The organism is Bifidobacterium saguinibicoloris, assembly GCF_019331725.1.
Classification (GTDB): Bacteria; Actinomycetota; Actinomycetes; order Actinomycetales; family Bifidobacteriaceae; genus Bifidobacterium; species Bifidobacterium saguinibicoloris.
Map to the genome: position 1 here is coordinate 314,354 of NZ_JAHBBF010000001.1, position 13,448 is coordinate 327,801.

Genomic DNA, 13,448 nt, shown 5'->3' on the forward strand with positions numbered 1-13,448 from the left:
TGGTCGGTATGGGTGAGAACGACAGGATTCACGTGGTCATCGCCGACGATCAGGAGCTGGTGAGGGCGGGATTCGCCATGGTCATCGGCTCCCAGCCGGATATGGCGGTGGTCGGCCAGGCCGGCGAGGGAGGGCAGGCCGTGGCGTTGGCCGAACGGCTGCATCCGGATGTGGTGCTGATGGACGTGCGCATGCCCGGTATGGACGGCATCGAGGCCACGCGCCGCATCACCGCGGCCGGAGGGGACGCCGTGCACGTGATCATTCTGACGACGTTCGACTTGGACGAATATGTGATGTCCGCCATCAACGCGGGGGCGTCCGGGTTCCTGCTCAAGGACACGGAGCCGGAGACGCTGCTGGCGTCCATCCGCACCGTCGCCCAAGGCAACGCGATCATCGCACCGTCCGCCACGAAACGCCTCATCGAGAAGATGGTGCGTGACGGTTACGGGAGCGGCAGCACCGCGGCCATGAACGCGGATGCCGACGCCGCGCCCGGCTCCCCCGTCTACACGGACCCGGAATTGGAGCTGCTTACCGACAGGGAGCGCGAGGTCCTCATCGAGATCGCGCACGGCCTGAGCAACCAGGAGATCGCGGACAAGCTGTTCATCAGCCTGCCCACCGTGAAGACCCATGTGGCGCATATCCTCGCGAAGATCCATGCGCGCGACCGTGTGCAGGCCGTGGTCTTCGCCTATGACAACCGATTGGTGTGAGCGTTCCTCGTTGGTCGTCTCGGCGACCAGACGAATGACCGGATGACTGCTTTGCAAGGGGTGCATTCGATCGTCTGCAATCATCCATCTTCTTTACGAGGGGTGCCTGTCCATACATATTGCGGGTATGGGCGTTGCAATACCAACGTTCACACCCGCATGAACACGGCCAAGGCACCCCTCGTACAGCGGATAGCATTCCGGAAACACGGGAATATACCCCTGCCTATGGGGATGCCCCACACGTTGACGCGTGTGGGGCATCTCCATAGGCACTCACCGTCAGGATTCGGCCAGCGCGACCACCGGCGGGGTCCTGACCGCGCGCCGGGCGGGCGCGACGCTGGCGAGCAGCGCGGCCGCGGCGGCGACGGCGAGCACCGTGCCGTTCACGCCCCATTCGAGCGGGAACACGACCGTGCCGTACAGGCTGAACACCATGTATGAGCCGAGCCATCCGAACCCGGTGCCGATCAGCACGCCGGCCACGCCGGAGACGAGCGACAGCAGCAGCGCCTCCACGGCGAGCGAGATCCGCAGCTGGCCGCGGGTCATGCCGATGGCGCGCAGCGTGGCGGATTCGCGCGTGCGTTCGATGACGGACAGGCTGAGCGTGTTGGCCACGCCGATGAGCGCGATGAGCACGGCGACGGCGATGAGTCCGACGAGCAGGGCCATCATCGTGTCGATGATCGTCTCCCATTGCACGCGTTCGGCGATTGGACCGGACACGGTCACGCTGGCGTTGCCGGAGAACGCGGCCTGCACGGCGGAGAACGTGCCGCTCAAGGACGTGCCCGGGGCGTCCGCGTCCACGGCCATGAGCAGCATGCGCCCGTCGGCCTTGAGGGAGCCGTCGTCGAAATGCCTCGACGAGACGAACGCGACGATCTCGTAGTTCGCGCTCACCCTGCGGTAGTCGACCTGTTCCGGCCTGAGCGTGAGCGTTCCGGATGCGCCTCCTTCGGACTTGAACGCGACGTCCCCGGCTTTGCCGAAGCGCAGCTCCTTGCCGTAGGACGAGTATCGGGGCATCAGCACGGTTCCGTCGTCGATGGACACGCCGCCCAGGTCGGCGTGCATGACCTTCCGCAACGCGGCCGTGTCCTTCACGCCGACGAGCAGCACGCCCGTCTCCTCGCCGCCGGCCGTCTTCATGGAGACCATGGCGGTGGGCGCGGACACCGTGGCGGTCACGCCTGTGACATGCTCCGCCTTGCGCACCTGGGCGTCGGTCATGTCCGTTCCGGTCGCCACCATGTCGACGCTGTAGCGGGTGGCGATCGCGCCGGCCATGGTCTGCTTGGCGCTGGCCGCGCCGGTCGCGATGGCGGAGACGAGCGTGACGCCGATGAGGAGCGCGGCGCCGGTCGCGGCCACGCGCCGCGGGTTCTTCTGGATGTTGGCATGCGCGATCTTCGCGCTCGGACCGGTCAGTGCGGCGAGCGCGCCGACGCCGCGCATCAGCACGGGCAGCCAGAACACGGCGGACAGCACGAGTGCGAGGAATACGAGCGCGCACCCGCCGATCGCGGCCAGCAGCACCGGACCGTAATGGTCCTTGGCGAGTGTGTCACGCCCGGCGTTGAGCCCGTGGATCTGCCATGCGCCGAACGCGCACAGCGCGAGTCCTCCGGCCAGCAGCAGGATGGACAGGACGGCGCGCACGGCGCCGGTGCGGCGGGTGTCGGTCAGTTCGATCGGGCGCAGCGCCTCGAGCGGGGTGACGGCGGTGGCGGAGCGGGCCGAGCCGAGCGAGGCGATGACGGTCATCACGACGCCGAAGAGGATCGGCACGACGGCCGCCTGCCAGCTCATGATCACCCCGTGGACGCCGGCCTCGCGCATGAGTCCGGTGGCGCCCACCGCGGCCATGAGTCCGATGCCGAGGAGCACGCCGGCCGCGGAGGCGACCAGGCCAAGGATCCCCGCCTCGAGCAGCACGGAGGCGTACAGCTGGCCCTTGAGCGCGCCGATGGTGCGCAGCAGGGCGAGTGTGCGGCGGCGTTGGGCGACGAGCACCTGGAAGGTGTTGGCGATGACGAGCGCGGCGACAAGCATCGCGAGCACGCCGAAGCTCAGCAGGAACGTGGTGGTGATGTCGGTGCCGCTCTTGCTTAGGCCCTTGACGGATTCCGCGGCCGCCTCGGCGCGCGATTGGATCGTGTAGTGCTTGGGCAGGAGCGTCCTGATGCGGGCGACGGTGGCCTCGGCGGCCTTGTCCGATCCGTCCGTGACGTGCAGGTAGACGCCGGTGACGTTCATCGAGGCGAAGTCGGCGGCGCCGGACATGGCGGCGAGCTCCGCGTCGGAGAGGATGGCGGCGCCGCCGGTGTACGGGTAGGCGCCGTCGGGGTCGGTGGTGAGTCCGACCACGCGCACGGTCGTGGCGCCGTCGGACGAACCGGACGCATCGGACGACGCATCGGACGACGACACCGTTCCCGCACGTACGGCCTGCGCCGCCGCGGAATCGATGGTCACGGTATCCCCGATCGTCACGCCGAGCTGCTTCGCGGCGTTCTCCGGCAGCGCGATCTCGCCGTTGTCGGCCGGCTGTTCGCCGTCGGTGACGCTGATCGGCAGCATGCCGCGCACGTCGGTGGTGGCGATGGCCTGGATGTTCGCATTCTTGTCGCCGTGGGTGACGGTCACGGGGGTCACGGCGGCGATGCGGACGCCGTCCACGCCTTCGGTGGCGCGCATGCGGTCGATGTGGAAGTCGTCGACGGTGCGCGTGTACACGGTTTCCAGGGCCTTGTCGTCGAGGCCGTCGGTCGATGGCGTGACCATGTAGTTCGCGTCGCCGAACTGGGCCGTGGTCTGTCTGGCCAGCGACGCGGTCATCGCGTTGGAGAACAGGAACGTGGACGCGATGAACGCGGTGCCGATGAGGATGGCGATGCCGGCCGGGATGAGCATGCGCATGCTTTTGCGCATGAGTCTGAAGGTCAGTGACAGCATGATGCGGCTTCCTCTCCTTCCTTCGTCACCGCGCGTGGCGGGCGCCGTCGCGGTGGACGGGCCTGCCAAGGGGTTCGGCGGCGGCCTCGCGCGCGGCCTTCGCGCGTTCGGCCATGAGCAGCGCGTTCATGCGTTCGGCAGTGGGATGCGTCTCGTCGGCGACGATGCGCCCGTCGGCGAAGACGATGGCGCGGTCCGCGTAGGAGGCGGCGACCGCGTCGTGCGTGACCATGATGATGGTCTGGCCGAGCTCGTCGACGGAACGGCGCAGGAAGCCGAGCACCTCGGCGCTGGAGACGGAGTCGAGGTTGCCGGTGGGCTCGTCGGCGAACACGAGCTTCGGCTTGGTGATGAGGGCTCGGGCGATGGCGACGCGCTGCTGCTGGCCGCCGGACAGCTCGGTGGGTCGGTGGCCGAGCCGGCGTTCGAGGCCGAGCGTTTCGACGAGCGTCCGGAACCAGCGCCGGTCCGGCTTGGCGCCGGCGAGCGTCAGCGGCATGAGGATGTTCTGTTCGGCGGTGAACATGGGCAGCAGGTTGAAGCTTTGGAAGATGAAGCCGATCCGGTCGCGGCGCAGCAGGGTGAGCTGCCTGTCGTTCATGCGGGTCAGGTCGCGGCCTTCGAAGACGATGCGGCCCGAGGTGGCCGAGTCGAGTCCGGCGAGCGTGTGCATCAGCGTGGATTTGCCGGAGCCGGAGGGCCCCATGATGGCGGTGAACCGCCCTTGTTCGAAGGCGACGTCCACGTTGCGCAGCGCGTGCACGACGCCATCGCCGCTGCCGTAGTCCTTGACCAGTCCGATCGCCTGGATGGCGGGGTTCATGTCGTTCATATCGTGTCTCTCCATATCGGTCCGGGCACGTTGCCCGGCGTATGGTTCCACGCTATGACGTCCGCCGCGCGGGCTCCATCGTGCGCGGGGCTGAATGCGGGGCGGCGGCTGGAGGCCGTCTCATCCCCGGGGATTAGGGGCGTCTCCTTAGGGTCATGTCGATGCGGGGAGGCATGGCTCGATACGCGAAAACGGGCGATGCCCGCACCTCATGACGTCGGTGCGGGCATCGCCCGTTCGGGCCTGAGCCCGGAGCCTTCCCCTTCCTTTGCATATGGGACCGTCCGATGCGGCCGTCCCGTCACGTCGTCACTGGCGGACGACGCCCCTTCGACGGGCCGGACGCATCACGGCGTTCCCTCGCGGCCTTGCGGCCGCCGTCTCACTTGGCCAGGCCGGAGGCGCGGACGGCCTCGAAGCCGCCCTTGAGGTCGTCGAGGATGTCCTCGATGTTCTCGGTGCCGATGGACAGGCGGATGGTGCCCTGGTGGATGCCCTGGTCCTCGAGCTCCTCCAGCGTCTCCTGGGAGTGCGTGGTGGAGGCCGGGTGGATGACGAGGGACTTGGCGTCGGCCACGTTGGCCAGCAGGCTGAACAGGTGCAGGTTGTCGATGAAGACGCGGGCCGCGTCCTTGCCTCCCTTGATGTCGAAGGTGAAGATGGAGCCGGCGCCCTTCGGGAAGTACTTCTTGTACAGCTCGTGGTCCGGACGGCCTTCGATGGACGGGTGGGAGACGGATTCGACCTCCGGCACGGTCTGCAGGTATTCGACGACCTTCAGCGCGTTCTCGACGTGGCGCTCGACGCGCAGGGACAGGGTCTCGGTGCCCTGCAGCAGGAGGAACGCGGCGAACGGGGACAGGGTCGCGCCGGTGTCGCGCAGCAGGATGGCGCGGATGCGGGTGACGAACGCGGCGCCGCCGAGGGCCTCGTAGAAGTTGAGGCCGTGGTAGGACGGATCCGGCTCGGTGAGGGTCGGGAACTTGCCGGGCACGGCGTTCCAGTCGAAGTTGCCGCCTTCGACGATGACGCCGCCCAGGGTGGTGCCGTGGCCGCCGATGAACTTGGTGGCGGATTCGACCACCACGTCGGCGCCGTGCTCGAGCGGGCGGAACAGGTACGGGGTGGCGAACGTGTTGTCGACGATCACCGGCAGGTTGTGCTTGTGGGCGATCTCGGAGATGGCCTCGAAGTCCGGCAGGTCGGCGTTCGGGTTGCCGAAGGTCTCGAAGTAGACGAGCTTGGTGTTCTCCTGGATGGCCTCCTCGAACTCCTGCGGGTTCTCGGCGGAGACGAAGGTGGTGGTGATGCCGTCGCGCGGCAGGGTGTGGCGCAGCAGGTTGAAGGTGCCGCCGTAGATGTTCTTCGCGGCGACGATGTGGTCACCGGACTGGGTGATGTTGCGCACCGCGTATTCGACGGCCGCTGCGCCGGAGGCGACCGCCAGGCCGGCGGTGCCGCCTTCGAGGGCGGCGATGCGGTCCTCGAACACGCCCTGGGTGGAGTTGGTCAGACGGCCGTAGATGTTGCCCGGGTCGGCCAGTCCGAAGCGGGCCTCGGCGTGGTCGAAGTTGTGGAAGACGTAGGAGGTGGTCGCGTAGATCGGCACGGCGCGGGAGTCGGTGGCCGGGTCGGCCTGCTCCTGTCCCACGTGCAGCTGCAGCGTCTCGAAACGGTAGTTCTTGTTCTTCTCGGCCATGATGTGTGCTCCTTGCTGGTTGGTCGCGAGGTCTTGTTTCTTCGCCACCCGCCTGCCGTGTTCGGCGGTTGGCGAGGTGTTGGTTATGAAAGTACGACCGTGGGCACGCTCGCCGCAAGCCCGACGTTATCGGGCTTGCCTATAGGGTCTTATCAAGCCTTGGCATCATTGACGTCGCGGCGTGCGGCGGCCGTCGAAAAAAGCGGCCGGACGACCGCGACACGCCGTGGCCGGCGTGCGGCTACAGTCGTGTCCCATACGACGACTTTCCCCGAGACGCATGATTGGAGTCCTGTGATGAGTGACGTGACCCTGTACGACCGTGATCCGGACTACATTCCGCGCGTGGCCGCCGTGCACGACATGTGCGGCTACGGCAAATGCTCGCTGACCGCGGCGATCCCGATCCTGTCCGCGTCGGGATGCGACGTGTGCCCGGTGCCGACGGCCCTGTTCTCCGCGCATACGAAGTACGAGACGTTCACGTTCCATGACACGACCGACATCCTCCCCGGATATCTCGATGCGTGGCGCGCGGAGGGCGTGGAGCTCGACGGCGTCTACTCCGGGTTCCTGGGCTCTCCTGATCAAGTGGCGATCATCCAGCGCCTGTACGCCGAATACCCGCGTGCGTTGCGTCTGGTCGATCCGGTCATGGGCGACGGCGGCGAACTGTACCCCACGTATACGCCCGAACTGTGCGAGGCGATGGGAGCCTTGGCGGACGGCGCGGACGTGCTGATGCCGAACCTCACCGAGGCGGCCATCCTCACCGGACGCGACTATCCGGGCCGGGACCTCGACGATGCGGCGGTCGACGGGCTGCTCGGCGCGCTGCTGGACCTCGGCGCGAGGAACGTGGTGTTGAAGGGCATCGACCGCGGCGACGGGCTGATCCGCAACTACGTCGTCTCGGCCTCCGTGGGCGTGAATGCGAAGACGGAGATCGCGCACGCCAAACTGCCGTACATGATCCACGGCACGGGCGACGCGTTCGCCTCGGCCCTGTGCGGCGCGGTGATGGCGGGCCGCGGGCTCGCCGAGTCGGCGCGCATCGCCGGCGAGTTCGTGCGGCATGCAATGGGCCACACCAGGAACCAGCCGCACTACGAGGAACGTGGCGTGAGCTTCGAGCTCGACCTGAAGGACCTCACCTCGCTGGTCGCCGCCGACGACTGATTCCCGTCGACGAGATGATGTCATGATGCAGGACGACGTAGTGGACAAGCCGTTCAACGCCCGCGTGTATGAGGTGCTGCGGCGCATCCCGCGGGGCAAAGTCGCCACCTACGGGCAGGTGGCCGCATTGGCGGGCGCGCCGCGCAACGCCCGGTTCGTCGGGTTCGCGCTGCATGCGAACCCCGAGCCGGGCGTGATCCCCTGCCATCGGGTCGTGTTTCGCGACGGCTCACTCGCGCCCGGGTTCGCGTTCGGCGGACCGGATGCGCAGCGCGCGCTGCTCGAGGAGGAGGGCGTCGTGTTCGTTCCTCCGTCCGACGGCGAGGCCGCCGGCGCGGACGGCTGGCGCGTGGACCTCGCCCGCTGCCGTTGGGAGGCGTGACGTCCGGGACGGGCCTTTCCGGCTAGGCGTCCGGAGCCCGTTCCTCGGTTCCCTTGACGTGTTCGTCCTCCGCCGGTGCTTCCATCGTTTCGCCGTAGGGTCCGGCTCCTGCCCTCATCGACGGCGCGAGACGTTCCCGTGACGTCTGTTTCGCGGTTCCCGACGCCTGTTCCGGTGTCGTTTCGATGAGCCGTATGGCTCCGCCACGACGGGCTATGGCGCCGTCCATCTCCAACTCCCCCAGCCGTCCCATGAGTCTCGGCATGGTCCATGACCGTGGTCCGGGACTGCGGTTGAGGATCTCCAGCAGCGTGTCCGCGGTCGCGGGCGCATGCCGTCGCGCGCATGCGCGGATCGCTCCGACGACGGCCTGGCCGTCGTTCCCGTCATGGTCGTCCGGGATGCACGGCCGGTGCCCCGGATGCATGAGTTCGGCGATCTCGCCGGTGGAGGCGAGGATCGTCGCCTTGCCTTCGGCGATGAGCTGGTTGCATCCGGCGTTGTGCGGCATGGTGATGTCTCCGGGCACGGCGATCACGCCGCGCCCCAGGTCGCACGCCCAGCCGGCCGTGTTGAGTGCGCCGGACCGCAGCCGCGCCTGGGTCACCACCACCTGGTCGGCGAGCGCGGCGATGATCCGGTTGCGCAGGAGGAACCGTCTCGCCTCGGGGACCGTGCCGGGGCATAGTTCGCTGATCAATGCGCCGCCGTGGGCCACGATCGCCTCGAACAGGCGATGGTTCGAGGGTGGTCCCACATGGTTGAGCCCGCCGGCGAACACGGCCACGGTCCTTCCCGCGCCGCCCGTGCCCGCATGCTCCCATGCGGACAGGGCTCCCCAATGCGCCGCGGCGTCCGCGCCCAGCGCGCCGCCGGATACGACGAGATGCCCCTGTCCGGCGGCGAGCGCCGCGGTCTCCCGTGCCACGCCTCTGCCGTAGTCGGTGGCGCCGCGGGAGCCGACCACGGCCAGCGGCTTGCCGCAGCTGGTGAGTGCCCGCGCGTCCCCCATGCCCCACAGGCATAGGGGCGACGCCCAGTCCTTGCGCGTGGACAGATCCTGCAGCTGGCTCGGCCACATCGGGGTTCCGGGGGTGATGATCCATTGGGTTCCGTCCATGGTGAACCAGCCGTCGAGCGTCTCCCAGTCTAAGGTGGGCAGCCGCCCGAGGCGTGAGCGCCATTCCCCGGCCGCGTCGCGGAACACGCCCATGCCCCGGGCGGTCACCTTGCGTCCCCAACGTGCCAGTCCGAGCGCGAACAGGTGTTCGAGCCTGTTCTGCGCGGTTCCGGCACCGGCCGTGCCGTCGCGTGAGGCGATGAGCAGTTCCAGTACGGTCGCGGCGTCGCCGGCGCCTTTGACGGCGGCGTACATCAGCGCGTCGGCGCCGTCCAGGCAGAAGGTGAGCGCGGCGCGGGCCAGCGCGTTCCTGTCGGGTCCGGGGTGCGGCGTGGCGTCCGCGCGGGGATGGGCGTCCGTGTTCGTCACGGTGTTCGCCACCGTATGCGTGACGGCGTTCATGAGAGGTCTCCTTGTCAGATGAGCTTGGTGCGCAATGCGATGCCCTGTCCGGTCTCCTCGCGGCTGGGCGAGTCCATGCCGGCGAGGTCGGCGAGCGTCCATGCCAGGCGCATGGCCCGGTCGGCGCCGCGCAGGCTGAGCCGTTCGGTCTCCAACGCGCGGTTGACGGGTTCGAGCGCTTTGGCGGACATGTTCGCCCGCATCCATGAACCGGATGCCTGCGCGTTGCAGGTCCAACCGTGGGCCGCATACCGGGAGGTGGCGGCGTGCCGGGCGGCGATCACGCGCGCGCGAATCGTCTCGCTGGATTCCCTGGGTTCGAGTACGTCCTCGTCGCGGATGATGCGTGAGACGGGCGGCACTTCGATCTGGATGTCCACCCTGTCGAGAATCGGTCCGGAGAGCCTCGCGAAGTACCGACGGCGCTCCTGCTGCGTGCAGGTGCATCGTTCGCCGGTGCCGTACGAGAATCCGCACGGGCATGCGTTCGCGGCCATGACCAGTTGGAACGATGCGGGATAGTAGGTGGTGCCCTTCGCCCGGGACAGGGACACGTATCCGGATTCCAGCGGTTCGCGCAGCGTCTGGAGGGCGCGCGACGAGAATTCGGGGGCCTCGTCGAGGAACAAAACGCCGCGGTGCGCACGCGTGATGGCGCCCGGCTGCGCGAGGCCGGCGCCGCCGCCCACGAGCGCCGCGGTGGATGACGTGTGGTGAGGCGCCTCGAACGGCGGTGTGCCCGTGATGCCGTACTCGGGCAGGGTGCCGCACAGGGAGCGTATGGACGCCACCTCCAGCTGTTCCTCACGCGTCAGCGGGCACATGACCGACGGCATGCGCGAGGCCAGCATCGTCTTGCCGGAGCCGGGCGGCCCCACCATGATGAGGTGGTGTCCTCCCGCGGCCGCCACCTCCAACGCCCATTTCGCATGCTCCTGCCCCACCACTTCGCTCATATCGCCCTGCGGAGGCGGCGTCTGGACGTCCACGGGCATGGCGGGGCGCATGCCGTCCGGCTCCTGCGGCGCCCGGTAGTCGGCGTCCCCGCCCATGAGCTCGATGAGCTCGCCCACGTGGCGGACGCCGCGCACGTCGACGCCGCCGATGAGGTTCGCCTCGTCCATGTTGCCGGCCGGCAGGATCACGCGGCGTACGCCGCGCTCCTGCGCGTGCAGGAGGATGGGCAACACGCCGTTGATCGGCAGGACCGTGCCGTCGAGGTTCACCTCGCCCATCACCACGGTGTCGATGAGGCAGTCGTGCGGGATGGCTCCGGCGGCGCTGAGCACGGCGGCCGCGATGGCCAGATCGTGGGAGGAGCCGCGTTTCGGCAGGGACGCCGGCGACAGGTTCACCGTCACCCGGGTCTCCGGCCAGCGGAAGCCGGCCGCCTGGCACGCCGATTTCACGCGTTCGCGAGCCTCGGACAGGGAGGCGTCCGGCAGACCGATGATGGAGAAGTACGGCAGGCCGGGGCTGATGAACGCCTGCATGGTGATGACAAACGCCTTCAATCCGATGAGCCCCACGGACAGCGCGTTGCCGATGGCCATCAGAACGCCCCCGGAATGTGGTGGATGCATGGGCGGCCGTCGTGCACCGTCACGGCGACGACGTCGAACCGCACGCCCACATGCGCGACGCGATGCTCCGGCGCGAGCAGCCATTGCACGCCGGCACGGCGCAGATTCGCCTGCTTGGTGGGGGTGACCGCCTCCTGCGGCGTCCCGTGCCGCATGGTCCGCCGCGTCTTCACCTCGACGAACACGATGCGGCGTTCCGGGGCGAGCGCCACAATGTCGATCTCGCCGTACCTCGACCGCCAGTTGCGGTCGATGACCGTCCAGCCGCGGGAGCGCAGCCAGGCGGCCGCATAGTCCTCGCCGGCCGCTCCCAGCGCGCGGGCGGGCAGCGCCCCGTCCGCGAACGGCCCCGCCGCGGCGTCAAGGTCGGGGACGGAGGGCAGCATGCCGGACGTCATGGTCTCCGGCGTCACCGTCGTCGTTGTGGTGTCCATGGGACCACTGTGCGGGCCGCGGCGTCCCGCCGGCAATCGGAGCGCGGAATGTGTACCCGACCCCACCCCTCCCGGCGTGTTGTGGACGGCGTGTGGACAGGCGGACGGTTATCCACCGTTCGTCAGGGGTCTTTGCATTCGCGCGCCCGGCCCGGTCCGCCCTTATGGAACAATGAGGGGTATGAGTCCGAAGCAGTTGGAAGACATGTATGATGCGGTGATCGTCGGCGCCGGAGCGGCCGGCCTGTCCGCGGCGTTGGGTTTGCTCCGCTCCCCCGGAATCGCGGAGCTGAAGGCGAACGACATCGAACCGAGGATCCTCGTGGTCTCGAAGCTCCAGCCGTTGCGCTCGCATACCGGATCGGCCGAAGGCGGCATCGCCGCCTCGCTCGGCAACATCGAATCCGACGACTGGCATTGGCACTACTACGACACCGTCAAGGGCGGCGACTGGCTCGTCGACCAGGACGCGGCCCAGCTGCTCGCGCAATACGCGCCCGAAACGGTCATCAACCTGGAACGCCAGGGCGTGGCGTTCTCCCGCACCGAGGACGGGCATATCGCGCAACGCCGCTTCGGCGGTCACACGCGCGAATTCGGCGGCGCACCGGTCAAACGCGCCGCATACGCGGCCGACCGCATCGGCCACCAGATCCTGCACACGCTCTGGCAGCAGTGCGTGGCCGAAGGCGTCGAATTCGCCGAGGAATGGTACGTGACCGACCTGGTCCTCGCCGACGACGGGACCCGTGCGGCCGGCGTCGTCGCGTTCGACACGCACACCGGCGCCGTGCACGCCGTGCACGCACGCAACGTGCTCATCGCCACCGGCGGCGCGGGACGGCTGTTCCACACCACCTCCAACTCGTGGGACCTGACCGGCGACGGCATGGCCCTCGCGCTCGCGGCCGGCCTGCAATTGGAGGACGTCGAGTTCGTGCAGTTCCACCCCACCGGCCTGGCGCACACGGGCATCCTCCTGTCCGAGGCGGCGCGCGCCGAGGGCGGCGTCCTGAGGAACGCGGACGGCGAGGCGTTCATGGAACGCTACGCGCCGGGACACGCGGACCTCGCCGCCCGAGACGTGGTCTCCCGCTCCATCATGGCGGAGATCGACGCCGGACGCGGCGTCGCCGACCCGAAGGATCCGGACGGTCCGAAGGACTGCGTGTGGCTGGACATGACCGGCATCGACCCGGACCACATGCGCGCCGTGCTACCGCAGGTCGTCGAGACCATCGAGAAGTACGCGAACATCGATCCGTCCAAGAGTCTCGTGCCGATCAAGCCGACCGCCCACTACACGATGGGCGGCATCCCGGTCACCACCGACGGCGAGGTCTACCGCTGGTCCGAGGGCGGACGCCACGTGGTCGACGGCCTGTTCGCCGCCGGCGAATGCTCGTGCGTGTCCGTGCACGGCGCGAACCGTCTGGGCGGCAACTCGCTGCTCGACGCCTGCCTGTTCGGCACGCGCGCCGGCCGTACGATGGCCGCGCGCATCGCCGAAGGCCCGGTGGCCGATCCGATGGCCGCGGACGATCCGGACGTGGCCGCGTCGGACGAGACGCTCACCGCCGCCGGCGATGACGCGGCGAAGGCCCGCAAGGACGACCTCGACGGTCTGCTCGCGGGGCCAGCGGACGCCCCGGAGAACGGGGATGGCGCGGATGGAACCGGCGCCGCCGACAACCCTTACGCGCTCATGGCCACGCTCGGCACGGTGATGGAACGCGCCCTCGCCGTACGCTGCAGCGAGGCGACCATCGCCGAAGCGGTCGAACGGCTGGACACTGACATCAGGCCGCGAGCCACGGCCCTCGGGGCGCATGACAAGACCGCCGCGTTCAACCAGGAGGTCACGGCCATCTGGGAGGTGCGCCACCTGCTCACGCTCGCCGAGGCACTGCTCCACGCGTCCGACGCCCGCCACGAATCGCGCGGTTCGCTCAGGCGTCTGGACTTCCCCGAACGCGACGACGAACGCTTCCTGGCACATTCGATGACCGACGCCGCCGGCGATGTCGCCTGGCAGCCGGTGCATATCGTCGACATCCCGCCGAAGGCGCGCGAATACTGACCATGTGAACGAACCGTGCGGACCATGCCGGTGCGACGGTCCGCACGGCCA

Annotated in this window: 10 protein-coding genes; 4 read left to right on the forward strand and 6 right to left on the reverse strand. The window is 68.8% G+C overall.

The window, feature by feature from the left end:
• Window positions 1–8: 8 nt before the first annotated feature.
• Window positions 9–722: a response regulator gene (locus KIH78_RS01590; protein ID WP_219130945.1), complete on the forward strand. Its 714-nt coding sequence runs from the start codon at window positions 9–11 to the stop codon at window positions 720–722.
• A 282-nt stretch (window positions 723–1,004) separates the two neighbouring features.
• Here the strand turns inward: KIH78_RS01590 and KIH78_RS01595 are convergent, their stop codons facing one another.
• The 3 genes from KIH78_RS01595 to KIH78_RS01605 form a co-directional block, all read right to left on the reverse strand.
• Window positions 1,005–3,686 carry an ABC transporter permease gene (locus KIH78_RS01595; RefSeq protein ID WP_219130946.1) on the reverse strand — a complete coding sequence of 894 codons (2,682 nt, stop codon included), beginning with the start codon at window positions 3,684–3,686 and terminating at the stop codon, window positions 1,005–1,007.
• A gap of 25 nt (window positions 3,687–3,711) precedes the next feature.
• Window positions 3,712–4,518, reverse strand: a complete 807-nt coding sequence (locus KIH78_RS01600; RefSeq protein WP_236034329.1) for an ABC transporter ATP-binding protein — start codon at window positions 4,516–4,518, stop codon at window positions 3,712–3,714.
• Window positions 4,519–4,900: 382 nt separating this feature from the next.
• Window positions 4,901–6,217, reverse strand: a complete 1,317-nt coding sequence (locus KIH78_RS01605; protein ID WP_214314856.1) for an O-acetylhomoserine aminocarboxypropyltransferase/cysteine synthase family protein — start codon at window positions 6,215–6,217, stop codon at window positions 4,901–4,903.
• A 297-nt stretch (window positions 6,218–6,514) separates the two neighbouring features.
• On the opposite strand from KIH78_RS01605, the gene KIH78_RS01610 reads away from it, so the two are divergent.
• Together KIH78_RS01610 and KIH78_RS01615 are read left to right on the forward strand one after the other, a co-directional pair.
• Window positions 6,515–7,396: a bifunctional hydroxymethylpyrimidine kinase/phosphomethylpyrimidine kinase gene (locus tag KIH78_RS01610; protein ID WP_219130948.1), complete on the forward strand. Its 882-nt coding sequence runs from the start codon at window positions 6,515–6,517 to the stop codon at window positions 7,394–7,396.
• A gap of 22 nt (window positions 7,397–7,418) precedes the next feature.
• Window positions 7,419–7,778, forward strand: a complete 360-nt coding sequence (locus KIH78_RS01615; RefSeq protein WP_236034330.1) for an MGMT family protein — start codon at window positions 7,419–7,421, stop codon at window positions 7,776–7,778.
• 22 nt (window positions 7,779–7,800) lie between these two features.
• On the opposite strand, the gene KIH78_RS01620 is transcribed toward KIH78_RS01615, so the two are convergent.
• From KIH78_RS01620 to KIH78_RS01630, 3 genes are read right to left on the reverse strand one after another with little or no spacing between them, the layout of a single operon-like run.
• Window positions 7,801–9,300, reverse strand: coding sequence for a DNA-processing protein DprA (locus KIH78_RS01620; RefSeq protein ID WP_219130949.1), 1,500 nt, complete (start codon window positions 9,298–9,300; stop codon window positions 7,801–7,803).
• Window positions 9,301–9,314: 14 nt separating this feature from the next.
• Window positions 9,315–10,853, reverse strand: a complete 1,539-nt coding sequence (locus tag KIH78_RS01625) for a YifB family Mg chelatase-like AAA ATPase (RefSeq protein WP_219130950.1) — start codon at window positions 10,851–10,853, stop codon at window positions 9,315–9,317.
• Window positions 10,853–11,317 (reverse strand): YraN family protein, encoded by a 465-nt coding sequence (locus KIH78_RS01630; protein ID WP_420830090.1) that lies wholly within the window; start codon window positions 11,315–11,317, stop codon window positions 10,853–10,855. The genes KIH78_RS01625 and KIH78_RS01630 overlap by 1 nt, the downstream gene beginning before the upstream one ends.
• Before the next feature lie 181 nt (window positions 11,318–11,498).
• Here KIH78_RS01630 and KIH78_RS01635 point away from each other — a divergent pair, with 181 nt between their 5' ends.
• Complete coding sequence (locus tag KIH78_RS01635) at window positions 11,499–13,397, forward strand: FAD-binding protein (RefSeq protein ID WP_219130951.1); 1,899 nt, start codon at window positions 11,499–11,501, stop codon at window positions 13,395–13,397.
• Window positions 13,398–13,448: the final 51 nt, after the last annotated feature.